Here is a 24,388-nt window from a genome sequence, read left to right on the forward strand (position 1 = left end):
GACTATACTTTTTTGTAGGTACTTGAGAATCATGTTCATATGTTATTTTTGAATTTTCATAGCCTAGATATTTGAGTATATTTGGTTTAGCATAGTAGTTTCAACCAACGCAGTATAATCTAATTTTGAATGAAGAAATCTCCATTTGCTATTTTCATAGCACTGTTAATGATTTCGTGTGTGAGTAATAAACGCCTGAATTATCTGCAGAACCTTCCTGATGACGAGCCGATCGAGTTAGATGAGTTTATCCCTTACGCTGAAATAGATTATGAATATATATTGCAGCCCTTCGATATAGTGGACATTGATTTTGCGTCTTCTGATGAGGAGCTTACCAAGGTTTTTGAATACCAAGGAGCCCGAAATGCCCGAGGTGGCGGGGGAGGTAATAATGGAGGAGATCCGTTTTATTTTACTGGTTATTCTTTGGATAAAGATGGCATGGTGAGAATTCCCAAGTTGGGACGAATCAAAATAGCTGGCCTTACAGAGGAAGAAGCCCGCGCGAAAGTAGAGGAAGAGATCAACCGGTATTTTAAGGAAGAGGTTTATGTGCGTTTAAGGACTGGAGGAATTAGATTTACTACCATTGGTGAATTTAACAGTTCTGGTACAAAAGTAATCTATAAGAACAGGGCAACTATTTTCGATGCCTTGGCAATGGCTGGTGAGAGCGATATATTGGCCAAGAAAAACGAATTGTTTTTGATTAGGCAATACGACGGGGGGACTAAAATCCATCAGGTAAACCTGAATGATCGGGCTCTATTGGCGTCTCCGTATTATTTTATCCAACCAAATGACGTCCTTTATCTCCAGCCGATGTCCATTAGACAAGTAGGTGATGCCAATAATATAGCTACCACCTTACAGTTGACGATTGGGTTAGTTACTGCTGTTTTGTTCTTTGTGGCCTTAACCAAAGATTAACTCATGAACGATCCTTACGACATAGCGAAGTTTGAGGAAGAAGATAAGCCGGTTGATATCAACTATTACCTGGTCAAATACCTTCGTTTTTGGCCATTGTACCTTTTTTGTGTTTTGATAGCGCTGGTGGGCGTATTTCTGTATCATCGGTATACGGTAGAAAAATACCAAGTAAAGGGGAGTATGTTGGTCCAAGCAACCCCCAGCCCAGAGGTAAGGATCCTTGATCGTTCCAATATTTTCGAAAATCCTGGAGGATTGGAAAATGATATATTGGTGTTTACCTCAAAGAAATTAGCTGCGGAAGCACTTGAAAAAGTGCATTTTGATGTGAGTTATTATGCATCGACCAATATCAAGGAAATTGAATTGTATGAAAAATCACCAGTTAGGGTTCATGTAGACTGGGACCATGCGCAAGGGGATAACGGTTTGATCAATTTAACGGTGACCAGCACGGATGAGTTTATGCTAAATGGGGTGGATAAAGGCTTCTTTAATTATTTTTCTTCCCAAGAATTAGCTCCTAGAGACGCCGCTATATTGGGTAAAACCTACCGTTTTGGGGAAGTGGTTGAGTCTGGCCAAGCGAAGTTTGTGGTGGAGAAGGTAAAGGATGTGGAGGTAGGAGAAAAACTAGCTTTTGTGATCCATAACCCCTCCTCCCTGATCGATTACTATGCTAATGCCGTGTCTGTTAGGCCCCAACATAATTACGGTTCAGTGCTGCAAGTTACTTTGGAGACTAAGGTGCCAGAGAAGGGAAGGGATTATGTGAATGCGCTGATGAATGCGTATATCGAACATGATCTCGCCAAGAAAAATGAAATATCCGAAAACACCCTGAAGTTCATTGAAGAACAAATGTATGTGGTGGAGGACTCCTTAAAGAAGGCTGAAAGGCAAATGCTTGATTTTAAGGTGGATCATATGATGCTGGATGTGGACTCTGAATATGGTGGTGTATTGACCAAAATACAGGCCTTGGAAGAAAGGATGCAGGATTTGGAGTTTGAACTGGAATACTACAAATCCCTCCAAGAATACTTGGAAGAGAAATCTACAGATCTCAATGAGACATTGGCGCCTTCCATGATGGGGATCACAGACGGGACCTTGAATAGCATGACACAGCAGCTCATGACATTGTCGATGGAGAGAAGAAGGATTCTTTCTGTAGTGAATGAAAATCATCCCGATGTTAACAAGCTTGATGAACAAATTGCGAGGTTAAGGGCAAATATTTTTGAGAACATCAAAAATTTAGTGGCCAACACGGAAAAGAAAAAGAAAGAGGCAGAAAAAAAACTGGCAGAGTACGATCGGGAGTTTTCTAAATTACCAAAAGCGGAGTCTAACTATACTAATATTTACAGGGAGTTTAAGTTGCGCGAAAACCTCTACAATTATTTATTGGAAAAGAGAGCGGAGGTGGGGATAGCCAAAGCCTCCAATGTGTCTGATAATTCGGTGGTGGACTATGCCAAAAAAGGACAGATGATCCATCCCCAAAAAGCCAGAAACTATGGGATGGCCTTAGGACTGGGCATTTTGCTTCCATTGGGGCTGGTTTTATTGTATGATTTTGTGAATGACAAGATTGTAGATCAGATACAATTGAAAAACGCCATTAATATCCCGCTATTGGGCACGGTAGGTTATAGTGAAAAAGAAACGAATATGCTGGTCGGGGAATACCCAAAGGCCATCGCCTCCGAGTCCTTCAGGTCACTGCGATCGGCGCTTTTCTATATTGCCAGTGAGAAAAAATGCAAGCGGGTTTTGGTGACTTCAAGTGTGTCAGGAGAGGGGAAGACTTTTGTTAGCTTGAATCTCGCTGCCGCCATGGCACTGAGCGGTAAGAAGACCTGTGTCCTAGGTATGGACTTGAGAAAACCACGAATAGCGCAATATGTCGGGATAAGCAATAAAAACGGATTGTCATCTTATTTGGTAGGTGAATCAAGCAAGGATGAAATCATCTATCAGACCAAGTATGAAAACCTGTATTTCGTACCTTCTGGCCCTGTGCCGCCCAATCCAGCAGAACTATTGCTTAAACCTCAAATGGAAGATTTGATGGCATTTCTTGAGGAGAAATTTGATGTGGTGATTATGGATACCCCACCGATGGCATTGGTGTCAGAGACGATGGATCTTTTGCGTTTTTCTGATGTCAACCTGTATATTGTCCGACAGGATTATACTCAGAAAAAGTACCTGATGATGGTCAATGACCTCTTCGAAAACGATCAAATTAGTAATTTCTATGGAGTATTTAATGCCGTGAAAACAGGAGGGAATGATTATGGCGGCTATAACTACGGGTATGGCTATAACTATTCCTTTATCAAAAAAAGTCACTATTCGGGCTACTATGAGGAAGAGCCCGCAAAGCCTAAAAAGGGATGGATAGAGAGATTTTTGGCTAAATTCAGAGGTTGAGTCGGTTGTGTAAATCGGTTTTATCAAGATTTTTTAGTGCGACAGGGCCTTTTTAATGGCGCTGGCTTTTAGCATGCATTCATCATATTCGTATGCTGGATCTGCGTCATAAGTGATGGCGCTTCCTGCGGCAAAAAAGAGGTGCTTGGCCTTAGTGTCTATGATGATGCTCCTGATGATAACGCTAAAATCAAAATCCCCCTCTTCGTCCAGGTATCCCAGTGCTCCCGAAAACCATCCCCTTTTGAAGTTTTCATATTGCTCGATCAGCTCCATGCATTTGATTTTGGGTGCACCGGTCATGCTTCCCATGGGGAATGTGCTGGCAATGATCTCTGCAAAGGGAACTTGAGGTTTGAGTTCTGCAGTAACAGTTGAAATCATTTGATATACCTGCCGGAATGGGTAAATGCCAAATAGTTCTTCTACTTTTACCGTGCCCGTCTGTGCGATTCTCGCCAAGTCATTTCGCATCAGGTCTACGATCATGAGGTTTTCCGCTCTTTCCTTTTCGCTTGCTTGCAGTGCTTGTTTGAGCTCCTCGTCTTCAATAGGGTCTTTCCCTCTTCGGATAGTGCCTTTGATCGGTTGGGCTATGAGTTTTTTCCCCTGTTTTTTGATGTACCTTTCTGGCGATGCGCCTACTAAAAATTGCTCCCTGCACTTGAAGAAACTTGCAAAGGGCATAGGGGACAGATCCTGTAGTTCCCAAAAGAGCTGGACGGGATCAAGTGATTCCACAGCTGCTTCAAAGGCGATACAATAATTCATCTCGTAAATATCACCTTCCCTGATGTGTTCCTGGATCGCCCTCACTGTTTGAATGTATTGATCTCGATCTGTTTTAGCTTGGATTGAAGTGATCTTTTTTGGGATGTTTTGGGGTTGGAATTGGGTGATCTCCTTGAATACCTGAGTAGGCTGTGGGTGGGTGATGGACAAGCGTTGCCCATGAAAATCAACGATCAGCTCAGGAAGGAAAAAACAGGTTTCCGGACAGGCGACCAAGGCGGTATTTTGGCTATAGAGTCTTTCAAATTTATTTTTCAGGTCGTAGCTTAGTATACCGGCTTTTTTACCGGGGTGTGATCCCAGTTCATTCCAGTCAATGGACCGGTGCCCAGCAAAAAGAATATGACGAAACCCGTCATGGGGTAAGAGATAGTATTGGGGTGATGGTAGCTGAGGTAGGTGTATTTTTCTGATGCCCAGTGGAGAGCATGTTTTATCACATCATTTGTTAGCGGAAAATCTTCAGTGAACGCATCCTTCATGCTGTAAAATTAATGGAAAGGGCATAAAAAAAGAGGAATTCGAGCGAATTCCTCTTTTGCTATATTATTTCATCAATGATTAGTTTGCCTTGATGTCAAAACCTACATTGACTGTGTTGTAGATGAACTTATCTTTGGCTTTATCTGCGACAGAGCTTTCATCACCATAGGTCAATCCCCAGTCTGTTCTGTCAATGTTAAAACCAGCTTTGGCAGATATTACACCGTTGTTCAGGCTTACAGCTGCAGGGAACTTGATGTTCTTGGTGTTTCCTCTCATGGTCAGGTTACCGCTGATCCAGTGGGTAGGATTTTCTACCATTTGCTCACTGAGGCTGTTGGGCGTAAAATCAGACTTGAACTCTTCTTTATCTTCGATGGTCGCATCGGCCTGGAATGGCTCAACAGCAGTGATTTCAAAGGTCGCTGTAGGGTGGTTAGAAGCATCAAAGAAATCAGGTGACTGCAAGTGACCGTGAAGTTTGCCATAATTTTCTGAACCTTCTTCCATATCGCCAATCTCAAGGGCTGCAATATCAAAAGTGAAAGAACCGCTGGTAATGGCATCTCCTTCGATGGAAATTTCACCTTTGGTCACTGGAATCGTGCCGAAGTGTTTTCCTGCAGGCTTATATCCTGTCCAAGAGACCGCACTTGAAGCTGGGTCTACAGTGACTGTTTTACCAGTAGCAGCTGCTACTTCCTGTGCTTCTGAAGTTTCTACAGTTTCGCTCTTTTGGCCACAAGCGACCATCAGTAGTGCACTTGCCAGCAATAGGCCGGTAGTTTTAATTGATTTCATAACTGTTTAGTCTTAAATTGTTGAGTGTATTAGATGTATATACATGTAAATTTAAAGTTAGAAAAAAAGGTTCACATTTTCATTAAAAAAACTAGATTTGATAATTAATTGTTTTTGAATAAGCTGAATAATACTTAGAATAGTTATATGGCACTAGTGAAAATGGTAAATGGTAAGGCTCCTCAATTAGGGGAGAAATGTTGGTTAGCAGATAATGCCACAGTGGTGGGCGACGTCAGGATGGGAGAGGGCTGTACCGTGTGGTTCAATGCCGTAGTGAGAGGAGATGTCCATGAAATCGTGATCGGCGACAATACTAACATCCAAGATGGAGCAATCATCCACTGTACGTATCAAAAAGCCGGTACGTATATCGGTAGTAATGTTTCCATTGCCCATAATGCCATCGTCCATGGCTGTACCGTTCATGACAATGTCCTGATCGGGATGGGCGCAGTAGTGATGGACAATGCCGTGGTACACAGTGGTGCCGTGATCGCTGCTGGAGCCATTGTTTTGGCAGGTACTGTGGTGGAAGCTAATAGCATCTATGCTGGTATTCCTGCCAAAAAAGTGAAGGATACGGGAGAAGAAATGATGGCCGTCATCAAACGTACAGCGGAGAATTATCCCAAATATGCTTCTTGGTATGGGGAGTAGGGGTTTAGATTGGATCAGGGGACTGATGGAACCCTGATGACGCCAGGGCGAACGCATTTAAAAAAGTATCCCAGCTTGAATATATATCTGCCGTTCCTATGGGCTAAAAATGAGTGGATCTGGCTTTTTCACTGTACGAGCTAACTCATTTTCTTAACACCCCATCAACTGTCCCAAAACCGAATGCTCCAACGGTCGAATAAGGGACTCACATCGAAGCGACTGATTTTGTCCGCCGCGGCGGATCAGGACGTAATAGATAGGCTAATGCATATTCCGGGTTCAATGCCGTTTAGTTAGTGTGTATTTGGAAATATTGGTTCTATTATTTTTCTGCTAAATTCCAAGATGGTTTTCATCTCTTTACCTTTGTTACTTTTTTGCTTCAGGTCAAAAAAGTAACCAAAAAACCCCGCCGCTGTGCATCTATTGGCCTAAAATTAAAACCTCCCCTCATGCAGGCAAACTCCTCCTGTCTAAAGCCAAGCAGGCCTATCTAAAGTCAGGTAAACCTTCTTTAGCTGCCAACATTCTTTTTGGCCAGCATTTCGTCAAACAAGCCTGCCTTTTTGCCCACCCGCTTTTTAATTTCTTAACGCCCAATACCTGCAAGGCGGATTCAGTTAATAAGTCCCAAAAAGGTGTTGTTTCCATATGACGGCCCTTGGTATGCCTGTTTTCCAGCCGATGGTGGAGGCCGTTAAGAAAGTGAGTTGGCTCGCGTCGTGGAACAGCGAGACCCACTCACTTTTAGGTCGTAGCCATCGGCTGGAAATTAAAATGGGTGACGGATCTCGGTCGCAGGGTAAATCCATGTCCCATTTTAAAAGGCATACCACCGGCCTAGATTTTTTTCTTTCTTTTTTCATCAATGGAAAAAAGGAAAAGGATAAATTCCACCAAGATGATCAGGTTTCCCCAGCCAAAGTCAATCAATAAAAGGACTTTTAGGTACATGAAAAGAAGGAAATCCCCTTAACTAAACGGCATTGATTCCGGGTTAAATTAGAATAGCCAAGTAGCGTAACATCCTTAACCATGGGCAAGGCCCATGGTAAACATCTATGGTATGATGTTAAGGGTGGAAAAGAAATATATAACAGTCAAGGTAGCTGTCTTAATGTTGGTTGGATTTTTTAATTGAAACCGGTTGCTTCTGAAAGCTGTAAATGAGATAAAACAAGGCGGGCAAAATAAACAAGCCACCGATCAGCAGGGCCATGGCAAGGGCGAAAATGGTGCTTTCACCTGCGGCTGCATTTTGCAGACTGATAGTGCTGTTTTTGAGAATGATGAAATCAGGATGTTGGCTGACCATTAAAGTAACTAGGATCATCGTGATCTGAAAGCCTACTAGCACCCGGGGCCAGTACACTTTTTTCTTTTTTAGCAAGTACCAAGTGATCGGCAAGGAAACGGTCGCCAAGACCAATGCAAGTAAGCCAATAGGATGATTGACCAGTTCGGTAAAGAGTCGAATGCCTTCCCATTCCCCGACCAAGAATACCAGACCTCCGGTAATCACGGTAAGGATATTCATGCGAAAGGCCTTTTCCCGAAACAGGTCCCTGTCTTCGTTGTTGTTGGCCTCTCCGATCAGGAACACCGCTGCGAGAAACCCGCAGATGACTACTGTGAATAGTCCTACAGACAGGGGAAACCATCCCAACCAAGGGTGAATATAGGCTGAAACGAAGTCCGTTGCATCAGGGTCTATTCTTCCAGAGATGGCGGTGCCCGCTAGAATACCAAGGAAAAAGGGTGTCATAAAGGAGGAGTAAACAAAAATCAGGTTATAGATTTTTTGAAAATGGTCCTTGACGGCATCATAATGCCTAAAGATAAATGCAGTGCCACGGGCGATGATCCCAATCAGCAGCAAAGAAAGCGGAATGTGCAAGTAAACAGAAGCCAATGTGTATATTTCTGGAAAACCCACAAATAAAATGACAATGGTAATGATCAGCCACATATGGTTGGCTTCCCAGATAGGTCCGATGGCCTGATAGGTAAGCAAGCGGGTGCGTTCCTTCAGGGACCCTCTCGAGAAAAGCTCTATGATCCCCGCACCGAAATCCGCTCCGCCAAAGAGGAGGTAAAATAAGATAGATAGGTATAAAAAGGCGATGACGACATACAGCATAACTTAGGAGTTTGACGGTAACGATAAATCTTGGTTTTTGTCCAGGTTTTTGATCTGTCTTATCAGTAGCAGTGTTACGATCCCGGCAAGTGAAATATAAATGGCTGCATATAGCAAAAAGGAATACACAATACCCGGCATCGGGGTGACGGCATCTTTGGTCTTCATGATGCCGTAAAGTATCCACGGCTGTCTTCCCACTTCTGTGACAAACCACCCAGCCTCTACGGCTATGAAACCTAGTGGTGTGAGCAGGGCGATCAAGCCCAAAAACTTACTCGAATAGATGTACTTTTTATTTTTCCAGAGCCCAAAAAGCCAGAAAATCCCCGTTATCATAAGCACCATACCACAGCCGACCATGATCTGAAAGGCAAAATGGGTAATGGTGACAGGAGGATGCTCGCCTTTTGGGATTTGGTCAAGCCCAATGACTTCAGCGCTAAAATCCCCATGGGCGAGAAAACTCAAGGCACCAGGTATTTTAATGGCATAATTGACGGTTTCGTTTTCTTCATCAGGAATACCACCGATGATCAGGGAGGCCGCTTCTTCTGTTTCAAAATGGGCTTCCATGGCAGCAAGTTTTGCGGGTTGTCTTTCGGCGACGTCCTTGGCAGAAAGATCCCCGCTGAGGGGCTGTAAGATGGCCGCCACTGCACCTAGGGTGAGCGAAATCTTCAAGGCGGCTTTATGGATGTCCGTGTTTTTGCCTTTGGTCATCATCCAGGCGTGAATACCTGCCACGGCAAAGCAAGTCGCTACAAACGCCGCCAGGATCATGTGCAGCGATTGCGTGAACCAGGCATCGTTAAACATGGCGGCCATGGGGTCGATATTGAGGTATTCACCATTGACATAGTCAAAGCCTGCTGGGGAATTCATCCAGGCATTGGCAGCGACCACCAAAATGCCGGAAGCCAGCCCGGAAACACCCACCACCACTCCGGTAAACCAGTGGAACCAAGGACGGAATTTTTCCCAGCCATACAGAAAGAATCCCAAGGCAATTGCCTCAATAAAAAAGGCGGTACCTTCCAGTGAAAAAGGCATGCCGAAGATAGGCCCGGCATGCTTCATAAACTCTGGCCAGAGCAAGCCAAGCTCAAAGGAAAGCATAGTGCCCGATACGGCTCCCGTCACAAAGAAGATGGCCACGCCCTTGCTCCAGGCCTTGGTGAGGGTCTTGTATTTTTCTTTTCCGGATTTGAGGTATTTATAGTGGGAGATCGCCATCAAGAAGGGCATAATCATGCCGATGCAGGCAAAGATGATGTGAAAACCCAACGAAAGTGCCATTTGAGACCTGGCGGCCAGAAGATCATCCATATGAGAATAGGTTAAAAATTGTTAAAACCTTGCCTTTACTTACGGCATAGGCTGATTTTAGTTTGCTGGAATAAGATAATAAATCAATGTTTAATATGACTTTTAACCTGTTTTTTTAAATTAAATGAATTTATCCAAAGCCTGTTTTAGGCTGTCACTCCGTTTGATTTTGCCGGAAGCAGTTTCTGAAAAATTTTCTATAAAGTAAACTTTTTTTGGCCGTTCGTATTTACTGAAGGTTTCAGCAATTTTAACTGATAAATTATGGTCGGAGGCTTCCGTTACGGGAGGTGTTTCGATCACTAAGACCACTTCCTCTCCCCATTTATCACTGGGAGCACCAGCGACAAAGAAACGTTTTCCAGGAAAAAGGGCTTCCATAATCGGAGCAATCTGTGCCTCTAGCTTCTCTGGCTGTATTTTTATTCCACCGGAGTTTATGGTGAAGTCTGACCGCCCTTCCCAAATGAAGGTATTGGCTGCTGGGAGGGTTACGATATCATTTGTGGTGAGGGTGGTTTTGGCCATGGGAGCATTGATGACCAGTCGGGAGTCTTTGGTGGTGGAAATAGCGACTCCGGGGAGTGTCTGATAGGTGAGTGGAGGAAGGCCGGTTATTTTGGCCAAGGCAATATGGGAAACGGTTTCTGTCATGCCGTAAGTTTGGTAGGCGTTACAGGATAATTGGGACACTTCCTTTTGGAGCTTTTGTGATAGCGACGCTCCACCAATGATAAGGTGCTGGATGCTGTTGAGTTTTTCTGCACTGTTGAGGAGACTGTTTTCGACTTGCGCTGGTACCATAGCTACAAAATCAAAGGAGTCCAATGCGCCGAAATTGGCCAGAGGAGTTCCCGAAGGTTCTTCTAGGTAGATGGTACTGTCCCACTCGAGTCCTCTGACGAGCATCATCTTGCCAGCAATCATGGTGGTGTTTAGACAGCAAAGTAGGTTGGCCTGTGGTTTAATGTCAAAGAATTTGCCGGTGGCATTCGCACTGATTTCCATTTGCTGGCGGTTGACATCGATCGTCTTGGGTGCCCCGGTGGAGCCAGAGGTGTTCAGCTGAAAGCTGGCCGCACCATTTAGCCAGGCTTGACAGAAGGCCAATGATTGGTCAATGTAGGGGGTACAGGTCGGCCAGTTTCCTTTTTTGATTTCCCCGAAGGGTATAGATGTTTTTCCAATGTTGATTTTGCCCATGGACTTTTCTCAATTTCTACAAAAATAGTCAATTCAAAAAGGACAGGTCGTACCAAGACTATAATTTGATTACATGGATGTCCACAATGACACCCGTAATTCTAGGGAAATTAGGTAAGTTCTCACAGAAACCACGGAAATCGCAGAAAAGTCCTATTCCATTCAGGGTGTTCTGTGCGTTCAGTGAGAAATACAATGTACAGGCATAAAAGCGTATAATCGACGACAGACGACGGTCGGCAGACCACAGTCGTTGTAGCTTAGGGTTTAGCCCGACTTATGCTATGCATTAGGAATCGTGATGATAGCTGGTTTTGTCCATTTTTATATGCTTAATCGATCCGTTGCTATTATCTTGCATGGATATTTCTTTTAGCAATAAATCAACAAAAATATGGAGTGGAAAGTAGTAAAAGAATTTAAGGATATCACTTATAAGAAATGTGGTGGAGTGGCCAGGATAGCTTTTAACCGTCCAGAAGTAAGGAATGCTTTTCGGCCGCAAACTACCAGTGAGCTTTTTGAGGCGTTTTTGGATGCCCGAGAGGACACATCCATTGGGGTGGTGCTGTTGTCTGCAGAGGGACCTTCGCCAAAGGACGGCGTGTATTCTTTTTGCAGTGGGGGCGATCAAAAAGCCCGCGGTCATCAAGGCTATGTGGGAGAGGACGGCATGCATCGGCTGAATATCCTCGAAGTACAGCGACTGATTCGGTTTATGCCAAAAGTCGTGATTGCGGTAGTGCCAGGCTGGGCTGTCGGTGGAGGTCATAGCCTACATGTGATTTGCGACCTGACCTTGGCCAGCAAGGAACACGCTATTTTCAAGCAGACCGATGCGGATGTTACCAGTTTTGACGGAGGCTACGGCTCGGCTTATTTGGCCAAAATGGTTGGACAAAAGCGAGCAAGGGAAATATTTTTCCTTGGGAGAAATTACTCTGCCCAAGAAGCCTATGAAATGGGGATGGTCAACGCCGTTATTCCCCATGATGAGCTGGAGGACACCGCTTACGAATGGGCGCAGGAGATCTTGGAAAAATCCCCAACATCCATCAAAATGCTGAAGTTTGCCTTTAACCTTACCGATGACGGCATGGTGGGCCAGCAGGTATTTGCCGGTGAAGCCACACGCTTGACTTACATGACAGAAGAAGCGCAAGAAGGCAGGAATGCATTTTTGGAAAAGAGAAAGCCCAATTTTAAGGATGTTAAGTGGATTCCGTAAATTAATTGATAATCAACGTCTGCTATCCATTGTGGGTAGCAGGCTTTTTTGCCCTAACAAACCTGAAATACCATGAAAAGAACTTTATTCGCTGTAGCCTTTTGGATGGCAACGGCAAGCGCATTTAGTCAGACTCCTACACTTCAGTCCTCCCCAAGACTGACCGAAGCTGATCCCAGTAGTGTTGGAATGTCGGCTGAGAGGTTAGACAAGATCTCCAAAATGTTGGAAGGAGAGGTGGATGCAGGGAATATACCCGGAGCAGTGGCTTTAGTGGCCAAAGATGGTAAAATTGTACTGCATGAAGCTTTTGGTATGGCCAATAATGCTACGGGTAAGGCCATGCAGAAAAATACGATTTTCAGAATTGCTTCCCAGACCAAAGCCATTACTTCCACGGCAGTTATGATGCTTTGGGAGGAAGGTAGGTTCAGACTGGATGATCCCATTTCCAAGTATATTCCAGCATTTAAAAATCCTCAAATCTTGAGTGGTTTTAATTACGCAGATACCAGCTATACTACTGTGCCGGCAAAATCGGAAATTACCATCCGTCATTTACTCACACATACCTCTGGCTTGGGGTACGGAGTGATCGATAAAGATGAACGGGTGAAAATGATATACCAAAAAGCAGGGGTGACAGATCTGTTTACCACTAAGTCCATCACTATCGGTGAAAGTGTAAGGAAGCTGGCTAAGCTTCCGTTACACTTTAATCCGGGAGAGCAATATTCCTATAGTGAGGGCTTGGATGTGCTGGGGTACTTAGTGGAGGTGATCTCTGGACAGTCCTTCGACGAATACCTGAAAGATCATATTTTTGCCCCATTGGGAATGGAGGATACGTGGTTTTATCTTCCCGATAGTAAAGCAGATAGACTGGTGACCGTGCAGCAAAAAGTGGATGGGGAATGGCAACAATTTCCAGTGACATTTTATGATACCGATTATCCCAAAAAAGGAGCAAGGACTTTCTTTTCAGGGGGAGCGGGGCTAAGTAGTACTGCCGAGGACTACGCCACCTTCCTCCAGATGTACCTCAATGGCGGGGAGTTAAACGGAGTAAGACTTCTGAGCCGCACTACTGTAAGAAGTATTATGGGCAACCAGACAGGAGAGCTCTTTGGTGGAGAAAATCAGTATTATGGTTTGGCTTTTGGGGTGGTGACTGCTGAGGGAGAAGCGCATGGAGGAATGGGGAGTGAAGGTACCTTCGACTGGGGAGGTTATTTCAACACGCAGTATTTTGCAGATCCCAAGGAGCAGGTAATCGGTATTCTTATGAAACAAACACAGGGTCCGGTAGATGATCAGACCGCATGGAAGTTTCGGCAGATGGTAGGTGCGGCAATAGATGATTGATGATCAATGAAATGTAATGATGAAAGCCACCTTGATGACGAGGTGGCTTTTTTTGTGATGTGACTGATTTTTTAGTACATTTCTATATGGATACCTCTGAAAAAGATCGCAATAAAGTCGCGGAGCCTGACGTCGAGTACGGTCATTATTCCTATGCAGACTACCTGACGTGGCAGATGGATGAGATGGTGGAGCTGATCAAGGGCAAGGTGTTCAAGAAAGCCGCAGCAGCTCCTCGCCGGATTCACCAGAAGGTCTCAAATGAGTTGGCATATTTACTGACGGACTATTTGAAAGAGCAGCATTGTGAGGTGTATTCGGCACCCTTTGATGTACGGCTTCCTCAGCAGTCCAAGGCGGATAAGGATATTACCACGGTTGTCCAGCCAGACTTGTGTGTGATCTGTGATCGGGCAAAACTGGATGATCGAGGATGTATCGGAGCGCCTGACTTGGTAGTGGAGATCCTTTCCCCAGGCAATAACCGTTTGGAGCTCCAAAACAAGTACGAGCTGTACCAGGAAAGTGGAGTGAAAGAATACTGGATCATTCATCCTGATGAACAGACGCTGTTGGTTTACACATTGGTAAATGGAAAGTATGTTCCTTCACAATTGATGACCAGTGGAGATATGGTACGGTCTAAAGCCGTTGAAGGATTTGAGCTGGATTTGGAGGATTTCTTTTCCAGAATGAAATAGCCAAAAGATGACAAAGGATTTAAAAACACCAGAAACAGATAAGAACAAAGTTGCGGAGCCTGACGTCGAGTACGGTCATTATTCCTATGCAGACTACCTGACGTGGCAGATGGATGAGATGGTGGAGCTGATCAAGGGCAAGGTGTTCAAGAAAGCCGCCGCAGCCCCTCGCCGGATTCACCAAAAAGTCGCAGTGGAGTTGACAAAGCGATGGGCGGTGTTTTTGGAAGGGAAGGTTTGTGAGGTGTATTCAGCGCCATTTGATGTACGGCTTCCTCAGCAGTCCAAGGCGGATAAGGATATTACCACGGTTGTCCAGCCAGACTTGTGTGTGATCTGTGATCGGGCGAAACTGGATGATCGAGGATGTATCGGAGCACCTGATTTGGTAATGGAGATCCTTTCCCCAGGCAATAACCGTTTGGAGCTCCAAAACAAGTACGAGCTGTACCAGGAAAGTGGCGTGAAAGAATATTGGATCATTCATCCTGATGAACAGACGCTATTGGTTTACACATTGGTAAAAGGAAAGTATGTCCCATCACAATTGATGACCAGTGGAGATATGGTACGGTCTAAAGCCGTTGAAGGATTTGAGCTGGATTTGGAGGATTTCTTTTCCAAGATTAAATAGTTGACTTTTATATATCCATAAACTCTTTCAGGGCGGCCTTTACTCTGCTGAGAATGGCGGTATTTTTGGCGCTATCGGAAAATACCTCAATGATTTTAGGTCTGATCGAGGGGGAGTAAAAAACCGTAAGTCCATCGTTCAGCTCGTTTTCAGTTTTGACTGGCGTATAGTCAAAGTCAAAATCCTTGGCCAGGTTTTCGGCATTTAGCTGTTGTTTGGTTTCAAAAAACTCTTCCAGCTCGGGTTGCTGGCTAGGGCCATTGATGATGCGGAATATGCCGCCAGCATGATTGTTGAGCAGGATGATTCTGAGGTTGTTCACCGTATAGTTATGCCAAAATGCATTCCTGTCATAAAAAAAAGCCATGTCTCCTGTGATCAAGGTGACATATTCTTTGGTGGTCAACGCACAGCCAACGGCGGTCGAGTTGGATCCATCTATTCCGCTAGTTCCCCTGTTACAGATGATTTCTTGTGGTCTTGCTCCCAAGAAGTTTACGTAGCGAACGGCCATGCTGTTGGCTAGGTGGAGTTTTGACTGTTGAGGGAGCTGTTGAAGTACGTGGTAAATTGCTTTCCATTCACCAAAATCAGCCTTCTCTAGCCCTTGTTGGAGGGCTGTTTTTATTTTTTTATCGCTTTCATGCCAGCGATTATAAAAATCAAGGTCGCTGGAGATATTTGACTGAATAAGCAATTCCAAAAAGGCTGTAGGAGAAGTGTGAATGATCTTGTTTAGCCCTTGGTAAGTGTCAGGGGAATATCCCGCAGGCTGTATGTGCCAATGATCGGCTCCCGAACTTCGTAAGAAGTTTTTTAGAGGTTTTGAGATAATTGACTTTCCAAAACTAATTACCAGATCAGGAGCAAGTAAAGCATGTTCTGATATTGGGAGCAATTGGTCATGAAAGGTGACGGTCTCCTCGGATTGCATATTGGAAATGGTGTCACTGACCACGACCACCTTTTGTTTCTTGGCCAAGAGGTTGAGAAGAGCCAAGGTGTGTTCGTCTGGTGATTGTTGTCCAGGGACAATGAGGATTCTGTGAAACCGGCCAAGGTTATTGGCTAGTTGTGCAATGGATTCATTGCTAAGTATGGGGGCATTCCCCAATTTATCTATTATGGGAATGGGATGCGAATAGTCAAATTGTTCCTGTTGTTCTGGATAAAAAGGTTCCCTTAATGGGATGTTGATGTGGACAGGGCCTTTTGGGTAGTCCGATGCCGTATTGATGGCCTCATTGGTGATTCTATGCGCATGCCATACTTTGTCTTTGTGGGAGAAGTCGTCCGGAAAATCAAAATCATCCTTGACATGCCTGCCGTATATGTTTTTTTGACGAATTGTCTGACCATCCCATTGGTCTATCCATTCTGGAGGCCTGTCAGCAGTGATGACGATGAGGGGGATTTGCTGGAAGTAAGCTTCAGCAATAGCTGGTGCATAATTGAGTGCTGCCGTACCGCTGGTACATACCAAAACCACAGGTTTTTTGAGTTGTTGGGCGATGCCAAGCGCTACAAAAGCGGCGGACCGCTCGTCTGAGATACTTCGGCAATGAATCTCAGGATGTCTGGCAAAGGCTATGGAGATCGGAGCACACCTCGATCCTGGGGAGAGAATGACATTTTTGATGCCTTTTCTGGCGCATATGGCCACTAGGTCAATTATTGGCTGGATAATCAAGGCGCTGGTTATTGAATGAATTTTCCGATAATATCACATTTCAATGTTGTTTCTTCCCATTCTTTTTCGGGTATGGAGTCAGCTGTTACTCCGGCTCCGGCATAGAGAAGAACTTCTTCATTGATAAACTGGGCAGTCCGAAGGTTGACGTAGATGGCTGTTTGGCCTTCTATATTGACAGGCCCTATAAATCCAGCAAAGAAACAACGGTCAAATTGTTCATGATCATAGATGAACTTCATGGATGCTTCCCGAGGGGTGCCGCAAACAGCAGAAGTAGGATGTAGAAGTTTCAGCATAGTAGACCCCAATTGTGGGAAATTGGCCGCTTCCATATCCACTCTAAAGTCGGATCTGAGATGTAGTAAATTCCCCGCTTTTACAGTTCTTGGTCCATTTTCTTCATACTCCCTAAGCCTTATTTTTTTGAAATTGTTCACAATATAACGACTTACCATTGCTTGCTCCTCAATTTCCTTTTGCTTCCAAGCAGCGTTTTTTACAGGGTCTTCACCTTCCGCTTTTTGGGTGCCGGCGAGGGCCATCGTTTGGAAATAATTGCCTTCCGTCTTGATGAGTATCTCGGGAGTGGCACCTAGCCATGTGCCGACATTGGGGATGTGGAAGAAATTGATAAATGCATCAGGATAGGCCTTGCAAAGGGACAAAAAGGTCTTTGCGACATCAAAGTCCTCGTTCAAATGGATCTTCTGGATGCGGGCAGGTACCACTTTTGAGAGGTGTCCTTCCGTTATGGCCTCGATGCATTTTTGGACCGTCTCGATAAAACGTTCCTTGGAGGTAGAGGTGAAATCATCGCTGGATTTTTTTGGCTGGCATTTTCGAATTAACTGCCGTATTTGTCTTTTTATTGTTGAGGGCGAGAGGCCAATGCGCTCGTATGACTGTCCATCCTCTTGGGTGATGGACTGGCCGATTTCAAATTTGACGTATTCCGAAGCCTCTAGAAAATAAGCTTTTCCATCTTCTTGATCAGCAAATGGGTGCACAATAAATCCTTGGGGCAATGCGTCCAGCTCGAGATTAACTCGTTTTGTTTTGCCCGATTGGTCGAGGATTATTTCGGCACTGTTGGTTTTTGGTGTCCGCCATATGGCAATTTGGTGATCTCCAGTAAGTGCTTTGTATAACCACTGATCCAGTGCTTCTTCTTGCGTGATGACAGGGGAGGTTGCGGTTGGTGTATTCATCATGATTTTTTATCCAGAACAGCCATGGTTATTCTGCTGATGCAGGCTAATTCACCTTCTTCTGTTACTATTTTTATTTCCCAGACGTGTGTGTTTTTTCCGAGATGGATGGGTTTGGCACAGCCTTTTACCTGTCCACTCCGTACAGCTTTGATATGGTTGGCGTTGATGTCCAGGCCCACACAGTGATAATGGTCAGGATCTACACAGCAAGCGGCTCCTACACTTCCCAATGTCTCTGCCAACACAACACTCGCTCCTCCATGTAACAAACCAAACGGCTGTTTTGTTCTGTGATCTACAGGCATGGTCGCCTCCAAATAATCCTCACCGATTTTGGTAAAGCGAATACCTAGATGTTCCAACATATTGCCCTCAACAAATTGATTTAACATTTCTAGGTTGAGGTTTTTGGGAAATATCATGAAATTTGAAATAAAAACGTTTTCTTTGAAATGAATTTATAACCTTTTTTGACTTTCGAGAAAATGTACGAAAAAGGATGCTTCTAAAGAAGTTACTTTACTTAGCAGTGACCCAATTGACCAGTATAACTTTACTTAAGAAATCGATAACAAAAATACAGAATATTGAGTACTAAAAAAATTTACTTGGTTCGCCATGGGCAAACAGACTATAATCTAAGAGGTGTCGTCCAAGGAAGCGGCATCAATGCTTCTATCAATGCGACTGGTCGGAAACAAGCGGAAGCTTTTTATGAGGCATATAGGCATATCAAATTTGATAGGATTTACTATACTGGGTTGAAGCGTACACGACAGTCTATCGAGCGGTTTTTGGATAATGGTACGCCTTATGAGTCATTACCTGATCTGAATGAGATCAGTTGGGGCAAGTATGAAGGGGTGCCTATGACCAAGGATGAGCATTCGTATTATCAGGGAATGTTGGAAAAATGGTCTGATGGCGATCTTGATTTCTCCATAGAAGGCGGTGAGTCCCCTAATATGGTTTTTGCGCGCTTGAAAAGGGGACTTGAGTATATTTTGTCCCAAGAAGGAGAGACCATCTTGATCTGCATGCACGGAAGGGCTATGCGTATAATGCTAAGTCTGATGCTGGACTATGATCTACGGTTTATGGATGTTTTTGATCACCATAACCTAGGATATTATGAGCTGACTGTAAAAGAGGATGGAAAGTTTATATTAGATCGCTATAATCACGTGAAGCACTTAAAGATCAAAGGATTGATTGGGTAATCTTGCCTTTCTTTTTATCCTCTTCTTTGTCTACTGGCTGGCTGTTAAATGAAACCAATAGTTCTTGAAAATTTTCTTTTGATTCGCTCAGGTCTATTACTCTGAAAGCTACTTCTTGTAGAGGCTTCCAAGTGGTGTTGTTGATTTGAACCAATTGTTGGGCAATATGACATTTGTCAAAGTCACAGTTGGCTACATTGATAAAAATGACTGCATCTGAATTTCCAGTATAGGTTTTGGTTTTATAATCCTCGATAAAGCTGAGCTCAATATACTCAGCACTCGATTTGAGTTCTTTTAATTCCTTCTTGCTGAAGATGACGACGAATGTTTTGTCTTCTGGATTTTTGCAGAAACCTACCGATACTAAAAGAGTCAATAGCGGTACAAATATTAAATGCTTCATCTGGGTAATATATAAAAATTTTCTCCTGGATTCAAGAGGTGTTGATACTTATCGGAAAAAAATAATGTTGAGGTAATTCCTGTTTGAAAATATCGACGCGATTAGGGATCAAGCAATTTATCTGGGGGAGGTCGGCACACTTTCTTAGCCCTGCTTTATTTCCGACTGTTTTGAGAGTAAGGGTATCTGGCTGTAATAAAAAAAGCCCGGAAAAACCGGGCTTTAAATTATTTTTTAGCTCTTGAGCTTCTTTTTTTCTTTGGAAGTGTTTCGTCTTCTATCTCATCGGCTACATCTGCAAGGATTCTTCCGCAGTGCTCACAGACAATAAGTTTTTTCTTCTCTCTAATGTCTGCTTGACGTTGAGGTGGCACGATGTTAAAACATCCACCACAGGCACCTCTCTTTACTTCCACTACCGCAAGGCCGTTTTTGGCATTTGCTCGGATCTTCTTGTATGACTTGATCAGCCTGTCTTCGATTTTCTTGGTAGCTTTTTCTCTTTCAGCTTTGAGTTTGCTCTCCTCGGTTTCACTTTCGGCGACAATGGTGTCCAGTTCTTCCTTTTTGGTGTCCAGATCCTTCTTACGGTCCTTCAAGATTTCCTGAAGATCATCCAAATCTCTTTTCTTGCCTTCGATCCTCATCTCTGCTTCTCCAATTTTCTTTTTGGAAACTTGGATTTCAAGATCTTGAAGCTCTAGCTCTTTGGTGATGGCGTCATACTCACGATTGTTTCTGACGTTCATCTGCTGGTCTTGATATTTCTTAATGAGTTTTTCAGAGTCCTTGATAGCTTCTTTGTGCTTCTTGATTTCATCCTCAAGGGCCCCGATGTCATTGTTGAATTTCTCTAACCTTGTTTCGTAGCCTGCTATTTCGTCTTCTAAATCTTGAACTTCTTCTGGAAGGGCTCCCCTGATTTTAAAAATAGCATCTAAGCGGGAGTCTAATTTCTGAAGATTATAAATGGCATCAAGTTTCTGTGCGACTGTACTTTCCATGTACTATACGTAAGTTATGGGATTCGTAATGACTTTTGTCAAATAGAGTGCAATATTACTAAAATTTTGTGACAATATCTCTAATAATAAATCTTTTGTGTAGATTTCACTTTCGTAATGCCCAATGTCCGATATAACTATCTGATTGTCAGCATCAAAGAATTCGTGGTATTTTATGTCAGCCGTGATGAAAATGTCCGCCTTCCTGCTTTTTGCTGCACCTAGTAAAAATATACCCGCTCCACCACAGATGGCGACGCGTTTTATGGGCCTCCCTCTAAGCGGAGTGTGCTTGATGACGTTAAGGTTCATGGCGCTTTTGAGGTGCTGGAGAAAGGTGCTTTCTGCCATGGGGGATTCCAGTTCACCAACCATCCCTGAACCGACATCTTGGTGTTCGTTTTCTGTTTGTTGCAAATAGTAGGCCACCTCCTCGTAGGGATGATGCGCTTTGAGTGCATGGATGATTTGTCCTTGGAGGTAGGCAGGAAAAATAACTTCTATCCTGTCTTCATGGACTTCTTCGATGGCGCCTTTTTTTCCAATTGTAGGGTTGGCCTGATCTGAAGGAAGGAAAGTCCCAGTGCCTTCTACTCTAAAGCTGCAATTACTGTATTCGCCGATGGCTCCAGCACCGGCAGCATGAAGCCCTTCCAGTAGTTTTTGGCTGTCCTCTTTTGGTACAAAAGCCGTTAGCTTCATTAGAATCCCCTTTTTCGGGGCCAGGATTTTGGTGTTGACTAAGCCTATTTTGTCAGCTATTCGTTTGTTTACCCCGGTATGGACATTGTCCAGATTGGTATGGATGGCATAAATGGCAATGTCGTTTTTGATGGCTTTGATGACTGTTCTTTCTACGTAGTTTTTACCAGTTAGGCTTTTGAGCCCTTTAAAAACAATAGGGTGGTGGGCGACGATCATATTGCACTTGAGGTCGATGGCTTCTTGGACTACTTCCTCGGTGACATCCAAGCTGCAGAGAATACCAGTAACTTCATCAGAAGCATTTCCAGTGATCAACTGGGCATTGTCGTAAGATTCTTGGTAAGCAGGGGGAGCGATGCTTTCCAAGTAGGAGACTACGTCACTAATCAAATTAACCATATATTTGTATTTACCGTTTGATCAAAAGTAAAAAAAAATAAGCAATGCGCCCTTATCATCTTTTATTGTATCCTTTTTCATTTTTGTACGATGGGATTACTCGTCTCAGAAACAGGATGTTTGATCGTGGGATGAAGCGAAGTCTGGTCTTTGAGATCCCCACTGTCGTGGTGGGGAACCTGGCCATGGGAGGCACTGGCAAAACCCCAATGGTAGAATTTTTGATCAGGGCTTTCAAGGATAATTATACCGTGGCGACACTTAGCAGAGGGTATGGCCGGAAGACCTCTGGCTATATATTGGCAGAAGAGGCCACGCAGCCCACGGATATTGGCGACGAGCCTTTTCAGATTTATAGTAAATTTGGCCGAGAGGTTGCTGTCGCAGTAGGCGAGCAGCGTATTGAGGCTATTCCGCAGATCATTGCAGAGCGTCCCGAAACCGAATTGGTTATTTTGGATGATGCTTTTCAGCACCGATATGTCAAAGGAAATTTTAACCTACTTCTAACCACCTTTCAGCGTCCCTTCTTCACGGACCATGTGGTGCCCATGGGCATGTTAAGGGAAAACAGGGACGGTGCAAATCGCGCCCATGCTGTGGTGGTGACCAAGTGTCCTGATAAGCTCGATGAAGCCACGAAGACCCATTATTTGCACAAGATCTTAGGGTATGCCCCTAAAGATTGTCCTGTGTTTTTTGCTGGCCTTGAGTACGGCCAAGCGTATAATGTGAGAGACAACAAGGAGGAGCCGATTCAGAAAGTGATTTTGCTAAGTGGAATAGCCAATAATGACTTGTTGAGGAAGAAGGTAGGAGAAATGTATGAGCTCCTGGAAACCTTGGAGTACAGTGATCACCACCATTATACCGAGCGTGACATGGAGAGAATAGTAGAGCGATTTAACCTACGTAAGGCGGAATCTCCCGTGCTCCTTACGACGGAGAAGGACGCTGTCAAACTTAAAGCGGACAAATTGCTTAGATATTTACAGGAAATTCCGATTTTTGCGTTACCTGTTCAGGTGAAAATGGAAGAGGAAGAAAAAAACACCTTGTTAGAACATGTAACCAAGGCCATCAGAAATAAAGGTTATCAACGTGAAGTTTAAGTACCTATTTGCTTTATTTATATTGATTTTTTGTTTCAATCAACTTGCTTCTGCCCAGACGAGGCCGAGGGAAAGTGGTGAAAATCAAGAAGAAGAGAAAGAGCCACAGCGAGGAGGATTGATCGATGATTCGACCAAGATGGTGTATGGCCCTACCACGACCTTATATTTTCAGGAGAAAAACCTCCGGTATAACAATATGGAGAAAATAGCCCTCGATACGGGGCTGACAGGGTTTCATAATTTTGAGCCGGTTTTTAGGAATGGCCATAAATACCAGGGGTTGGCCAATATTGGTAGTGCAGCCAAGCCGGTATATTATACCCTGCCTGGGCAGATTGGAGCCACTTCTGGTTTTAGCGCTTACGACCTGTACTATCATTCGCCGGACAGCATGTTGTATTTTGATACCAAGTCTCCTTATACCAAGTTGGAGGCTTTTTATGGAGGGGGAAACCGGAACATGCTCAATGTGGCCTTTGCGCGAAATGTGAATCCAAGATGGAACATTGGCTTTAATTTTAATACCATAAAGGCCCGAAAGACACTGAATCCCAATGCGCGTGATGATAATATGGTGGAGCAAACTTCCTACTCCCTTCACACAAACTATCGATCCAAAGACGAAAAGTACTTCCTGCTGGCCAATTTTTCCCGGATGCATCATAAAGTATTTGAGAGCGGAGGTATTATTCCTCCGTCGGTAGACAGTACCTCTCTTTATTTTACGTATGAGGATTCAAAGGTGTGGCTAAGCAATAGCGAGGCTACTGATATTAGACAGGACTATCACCTGTACCATCAGTATAATATATTGGAAGAATGGCAGGTTTACCATGTCTTTGATAAGAAGAAGCAGGGGCTATCGTTTTTTTCTGATTTGACCACGAGTGACTCTGCCTACTTCAACTATTTTGGTCTGCCCAGAATGATAAATGAAGACAGTACGTATAACTATCACCATTTTTCAGAAGTACGGAATGAGGCTGGTTTTAAAGGAGACTTTGGACCGGTTTATTATAATGCGTTCGTGAAATTCAGGACTGGAAAATTCACCAGCCCTAATTTTGACAGTGAGTATAAGTTCAATGAAGTTTACATCGGTGGAGCATTACGAGGAGAGATAAATGATCAGTGGTCTTTTGAAGCCGATGGAGAATACTTGATCCCAAGTGGTTACCGGATCAATGGTTATTTCCACTCACCCTTTTTGGATGTAAGCTATACGAAGGCTTCTTATAAACCCTCGGCGATGCAGGAGATGTACCGTGGGAACCACTATTCTTGGACCAATAGTTTTTCCAATATCGGCGTCGATCAGATCAAAGGTGTGATCAAAGCCGACTTCGCGAAGATTTCCGTAAGGCCAAGTCTTACCATCAACCGAGTGAACAATTATGTTTACTTTGATGAAAACCAAGAAGCCGCCCAAGCAGATGGAGGGGCATTTATGGTTATTCCTGGGATCACAGCTGATTTTACCTTCTGGAAAAAACTGAGATGGCAGAGTGAGGTTATTTATACAGCCATAACAGGAGATGCGGCGGATGCATTCAGGATTCCTGATTTATACGCCTGGAGCAGGTTGTTCTTTGACGGGCCCATGTTTGACGATCATCTATACATCCAGTTTGGGGTGGAGGGCAGGTATAAAAGCAGCTATAACGCGGAGGCATATATGCCGGCCACACAGCAGTTTTATTTGCAAAATGATTTTGATGTCTATGCCTATCCTGTCCTAGATGCTTTTGTGGACTTACGGATAAACAGGACAAGGGTGCTGTTTAGGTATAATCACCTGAACAGCGGTTTTATGGAGAGGCAAGGTTACTTCGTGACGCCTTACTATACAGGGTTGAAGGGATCGTTGGATTTAGGTATCAGTTGGTATTTCTTTGATTAACTAAGGCTGAAGGGCTAT

General features: G+C 44.0%; 23 protein-coding genes. 11 read left to right on the plus strand and 12 right to left on the minus strand.

Annotation, left to right across the window (positions count from 1 at the left end):
- Nucleotides 1–129: 129 nt before the first annotated feature.
- The gene (locus tag DN752_RS17270; RefSeq protein WP_112785113.1) at nucleotides 130–933 is read left to right on the plus strand and encodes a polysaccharide biosynthesis/export family protein; all 804 of its coding nucleotides are present in this window, start codon (nucleotides 130–132) and stop codon (nucleotides 931–933) included.
- Nucleotides 934–936: 3 nt separating this feature from the next.
- On the plus strand, nucleotides 937–3,378 hold the full coding sequence (locus DN752_RS17275; RefSeq protein WP_112785114.1) for a polysaccharide biosynthesis tyrosine autokinase: 2,442 nt from the start codon (nucleotides 937–939) through the stop codon (nucleotides 3,376–3,378).
- 33 nt (nucleotides 3,379–3,411) lie between these two features.
- On the opposite strand, the gene DN752_RS17280 is transcribed toward DN752_RS17275, so the two are convergent.
- The 3 genes from DN752_RS17280 to DN752_RS17285 all read right to left on the minus strand — a co-directional run bounded on the left by DN752_RS17280 (nucleotide 3,412) and on the right by DN752_RS17285 (nucleotide 5,454).
- Nucleotides 3,412–4,386, minus strand: a complete 975-nt coding sequence (locus tag DN752_RS17280) for an anthranilate synthase component I family protein (protein WP_245949286.1) — start codon at nucleotides 4,384–4,386, stop codon at nucleotides 3,412–3,414.
- 50 nt (nucleotides 4,387–4,436) lie between these two features.
- The gene (locus DN752_RS25005; RefSeq protein WP_245949288.1) at nucleotides 4,437–4,652 is read right to left on the minus strand and encodes a hypothetical protein; all 216 of its coding nucleotides are present in this window, start codon (nucleotides 4,650–4,652) and stop codon (nucleotides 4,437–4,439) included.
- 79 nt (nucleotides 4,653–4,731) lie between these two features.
- Complete coding sequence (locus DN752_RS17285) at nucleotides 4,732–5,454, minus strand: YceI family protein (RefSeq protein WP_112785115.1); 723 nt, start codon at nucleotides 5,452–5,454, stop codon at nucleotides 4,732–4,734.
- A gap of 147 nt (nucleotides 5,455–5,601) precedes the next feature.
- On the opposite strand from DN752_RS17285, the gene DN752_RS17290 reads away from it, so the two are divergent.
- Both DN752_RS17290 and DN752_RS24545 read left to right on the plus strand, forming a co-directional pair.
- Nucleotides 5,602–6,114 carry a gamma carbonic anhydrase family protein gene (locus tag DN752_RS17290; RefSeq protein WP_112785116.1) on the plus strand — a complete coding sequence of 171 codons (513 nt, stop codon included), beginning with the start codon at nucleotides 5,602–5,604 and terminating at the stop codon, nucleotides 6,112–6,114.
- Nucleotides 6,115–6,783: 669 nt separating this feature from the next.
- Nucleotides 6,784–7,053, plus strand: a complete 270-nt coding sequence (locus tag DN752_RS24545; protein ID WP_162633249.1) for a hypothetical protein — start codon at nucleotides 6,784–6,786, stop codon at nucleotides 7,051–7,053.
- Between the two features lie 178 nt (nucleotides 7,054–7,231).
- On the opposite strand, the gene DN752_RS17295 is transcribed toward DN752_RS24545, so the two are convergent.
- The 3 genes from DN752_RS17295 to DN752_RS17305 all read right to left on the minus strand — a co-directional run bounded on the left by DN752_RS17295 (nucleotide 7,232) and on the right by DN752_RS17305 (nucleotide 10,789).
- Nucleotides 7,232–8,257: a cytochrome d ubiquinol oxidase subunit II gene (locus tag DN752_RS17295; RefSeq protein WP_112785117.1), complete on the minus strand. Its 1,026-nt coding sequence runs from the start codon at nucleotides 8,255–8,257 to the stop codon at nucleotides 7,232–7,234.
- 3 nt (nucleotides 8,258–8,260) lie between these two features.
- Nucleotides 8,261–9,586, minus strand: a complete 1,326-nt coding sequence (locus DN752_RS17300; RefSeq protein WP_112785118.1) for a cytochrome ubiquinol oxidase subunit I — start codon at nucleotides 9,584–9,586, stop codon at nucleotides 8,261–8,263.
- A 120-nt stretch (nucleotides 9,587–9,706) separates the two neighbouring features.
- Nucleotides 9,707–10,789 carry an AMP-binding protein gene (locus tag DN752_RS17305; protein ID WP_112785119.1) on the minus strand — a complete coding sequence of 361 codons (1,083 nt, stop codon included), beginning with the start codon at nucleotides 10,787–10,789 and terminating at the stop codon, nucleotides 9,707–9,709.
- 394 nt (nucleotides 10,790–11,183) lie between these two features.
- Here DN752_RS17305 and DN752_RS17310 point away from each other — a divergent pair, with 394 nt between their 5' ends.
- The 4 genes from DN752_RS17310 (at nucleotide 11,184) to DN752_RS17325 (ending at nucleotide 14,717) form a co-directional block, all read left to right on the plus strand.
- Nucleotides 11,184–12,017 (plus strand): 1,4-dihydroxy-2-naphthoyl-CoA synthase, encoded by an 834-nt coding sequence (locus tag DN752_RS17310; RefSeq protein ID WP_112785120.1) that lies wholly within the window; start codon nucleotides 11,184–11,186, stop codon nucleotides 12,015–12,017.
- Between the two features lie 72 nt (nucleotides 12,018–12,089).
- On the plus strand, nucleotides 12,090–13,382 hold the full coding sequence (locus DN752_RS17315) for a serine hydrolase domain-containing protein (RefSeq protein ID WP_112785121.1): 1,293 nt from the start codon (nucleotides 12,090–12,092) through the stop codon (nucleotides 13,380–13,382).
- Between the two features lie 86 nt (nucleotides 13,383–13,468).
- Entirely contained in the window at nucleotides 13,469–14,083 is a 615-nt protein-coding gene (locus DN752_RS17320) for a Uma2 family endonuclease (RefSeq protein ID WP_112785122.1), read from the plus strand.
- A gap of 7 nt (nucleotides 14,084–14,090) precedes the next feature.
- Nucleotides 14,091–14,717 (plus strand): Uma2 family endonuclease, encoded by a 627-nt coding sequence (locus tag DN752_RS17325; RefSeq protein ID WP_112785123.1) that lies wholly within the window; start codon nucleotides 14,091–14,093, stop codon nucleotides 14,715–14,717.
- 7 nt (nucleotides 14,718–14,724) lie between these two features.
- Here DN752_RS17325 and menD read toward each other — a convergent pair whose 3' ends face one another.
- The 3 genes from menD to DN752_RS17340 are packed head-to-tail and all read right to left on the minus strand — an operon-like array spanning nucleotide 14,725 to nucleotide 18,043.
- A complete protein-coding gene (gene menD, locus DN752_RS17330; protein ID WP_112785124.1) occupies nucleotides 14,725–16,407 on the minus strand; it encodes a 2-succinyl-5-enolpyruvyl-6-hydroxy-3-cyclohexene-1-carboxylic-acid synthase in 1,683 nt (560 codons plus the stop codon).
- 8 nt (nucleotides 16,408–16,415) lie between these two features.
- Entirely contained in the window at nucleotides 16,416–17,621 is a 1,206-nt protein-coding gene (locus tag DN752_RS17335) for a chorismate-binding protein (protein ID WP_245949289.1), read from the minus strand.
- A complete protein-coding gene (locus DN752_RS17340) occupies nucleotides 17,618–18,043 on the minus strand; it encodes a hotdog fold thioesterase (RefSeq protein ID WP_112785125.1) in 426 nt (141 codons plus the stop codon). Before DN752_RS17340 ends, DN752_RS17335 begins: the two co-directional genes overlap by 4 nt.
- 165 nt (nucleotides 18,044–18,208) lie before the next feature.
- Between DN752_RS17340 and DN752_RS17345 the strand changes: the two genes are divergently transcribed.
- Nucleotides 18,209–18,841 (plus strand): histidine phosphatase family protein, encoded by a 633-nt coding sequence (locus DN752_RS17345; RefSeq protein ID WP_112785126.1) that lies wholly within the window; start codon nucleotides 18,209–18,211, stop codon nucleotides 18,839–18,841.
- Here DN752_RS17345 and DN752_RS17350 read toward each other — a convergent pair.
- From DN752_RS17350 to DN752_RS17360, 3 genes are all read right to left on the minus strand, one after another.
- Nucleotides 18,822–19,247 carry a hypothetical protein gene (locus DN752_RS17350; protein WP_112785127.1) on the minus strand — a complete coding sequence of 142 codons (426 nt, stop codon included), beginning with the start codon at nucleotides 19,245–19,247 and terminating at the stop codon, nucleotides 18,822–18,824. The two genes, DN752_RS17345 and DN752_RS17350, sit on opposite strands and share 20 nt — an antisense overlap.
- A gap of 227 nt (nucleotides 19,248–19,474) precedes the next feature.
- Complete coding sequence (locus tag DN752_RS17355) at nucleotides 19,475–20,251, minus strand: zinc ribbon domain-containing protein (protein ID WP_112785128.1); 777 nt, start codon at nucleotides 20,249–20,251, stop codon at nucleotides 19,475–19,477.
- A gap of 3 nt (nucleotides 20,252–20,254) precedes the next feature.
- A complete protein-coding gene (locus DN752_RS17360; protein ID WP_112785129.1) occupies nucleotides 20,255–21,355 on the minus strand; it encodes a Nif3-like dinuclear metal center hexameric protein in 1,101 nt (366 codons plus the stop codon).
- A gap of 44 nt (nucleotides 21,356–21,399) precedes the next feature.
- On the opposite strand from DN752_RS17360, the gene lpxK reads away from it, so the two are divergent.
- Together lpxK and DN752_RS17370 are read left to right on the plus strand one after the other, a co-directional pair.
- Complete coding sequence (gene lpxK, locus DN752_RS17365; protein WP_112785130.1) at nucleotides 21,400–22,467, plus strand: tetraacyldisaccharide 4'-kinase; 1,068 nt, start codon at nucleotides 21,400–21,402, stop codon at nucleotides 22,465–22,467.
- Nucleotides 22,457–24,370, plus strand: a complete 1,914-nt coding sequence (locus DN752_RS17370; protein WP_245949291.1) for a putative porin — start codon at nucleotides 22,457–22,459, stop codon at nucleotides 24,368–24,370. The genes lpxK and DN752_RS17370 overlap by 11 nt, the downstream gene beginning before the upstream one ends.
- The last annotated feature ends 18 nt before the right edge of the window (nucleotides 24,371–24,388 follow it).

This window comes from Echinicola strongylocentroti, from assembly GCF_003260975.1.
GTDB classification, from domain to species: domain Bacteria; phylum Bacteroidota; class Bacteroidia; order Cytophagales; family Cyclobacteriaceae; genus Echinicola; species Echinicola strongylocentroti.

What these genes read in the sequence shown, in the direction of transcription:
- DN752_RS17270 (WP_112785113.1), top strand. Translation starts at nt 130, where the DNA reads ATGAAGAAATCTCCATTTGCTATTTTCATAGCACTGTTAATGATTTCG.
- DN752_RS17275 (WP_112785114.1), top strand. Translation starts at nt 937, where the DNA reads ATGAACGATCCTTACGACATAGCGAAGTTTGAGGAAGAAGATAAGCCG.
- DN752_RS25005 (WP_245949288.1), bottom strand. Translation starts at nt 4,652, where the DNA reads ATGAAGGATGCGTTCACTGAAGATTTTCCGCTAACAAATGATGTGATA.
- DN752_RS17285 (WP_112785115.1), bottom strand. Translation starts at nt 5,454, where the DNA reads ATGAAATCAATTAAAACTACCGGCCTATTGCTGGCAAGTGCACTACTG.
- DN752_RS17290 (WP_112785116.1), top strand. Translation starts at nt 5,602, where the DNA reads ATGGCACTAGTGAAAATGGTAAATGGTAAGGCTCCTCAATTAGGGGAG.
- DN752_RS24545 (WP_162633249.1), top strand. Translation starts at nt 6,784, where the DNA reads ATGCCTGTTTTCCAGCCGATGGTGGAGGCCGTTAAGAAAGTGAGTTGG.
- DN752_RS17295 (WP_112785117.1), bottom strand. Translation starts at nt 8,257, where the DNA reads ATGCTGTATGTCGTCATCGCCTTTTTATACCTATCTATCTTATTTTAC.
- DN752_RS17300 (WP_112785118.1), bottom strand. Translation starts at nt 9,586, where the DNA reads ATGGATGATCTTCTGGCCGCCAGGTCTCAAATGGCACTTTCGTTGGGT.
- DN752_RS17305 (WP_112785119.1), bottom strand. Translation starts at nt 10,789, where the DNA reads ATGGGCAAAATCAACATTGGAAAAACATCTATACCCTTCGGGGAAATC.
- DN752_RS17310 (WP_112785120.1), top strand. Translation starts at nt 11,184, where the DNA reads ATGGAGTGGAAAGTAGTAAAAGAATTTAAGGATATCACTTATAAGAAA.
- DN752_RS17315 (WP_112785121.1), top strand. Translation starts at nt 12,090, where the DNA reads ATGAAAAGAACTTTATTCGCTGTAGCCTTTTGGATGGCAACGGCAAGC.
- DN752_RS17320 (WP_112785122.1), top strand. Translation starts at nt 13,469, where the DNA reads ATGGATACCTCTGAAAAAGATCGCAATAAAGTCGCGGAGCCTGACGTC.
- DN752_RS17325 (WP_112785123.1), top strand. Translation starts at nt 14,091, where the DNA reads ATGACAAAGGATTTAAAAACACCAGAAACAGATAAGAACAAAGTTGCG.
- DN752_RS17335 (WP_245949289.1), bottom strand. Translation starts at nt 17,621, where the DNA reads ATGATGAATACACCAACCGCAACCTCCCCTGTCATCACGCAAGAAGAA.
- DN752_RS17340 (WP_112785125.1), bottom strand. Translation starts at nt 18,043, where the DNA reads ATGATATTTCCCAAAAACCTCAACCTAGAAATGTTAAATCAATTTGTT.
- DN752_RS17350 (WP_112785127.1), bottom strand. Translation starts at nt 19,247, where the DNA reads ATGAAGCATTTAATATTTGTACCGCTATTGACTCTTTTAGTATCGGTA.
- DN752_RS17355 (WP_112785128.1), bottom strand. Translation starts at nt 20,251, where the DNA reads ATGGAAAGTACAGTCGCACAGAAACTTGATGCCATTTATAATCTTCAG.
- DN752_RS17360 (WP_112785129.1), bottom strand. Translation starts at nt 21,355, where the DNA reads ATGGTTAATTTGATTAGTGACGTAGTCTCCTACTTGGAAAGCATCGCT.
- lpxK (WP_112785130.1), top strand. Translation starts at nt 21,400, where the DNA reads ATGCGCCCTTATCATCTTTTATTGTATCCTTTTTCATTTTTGTACGAT.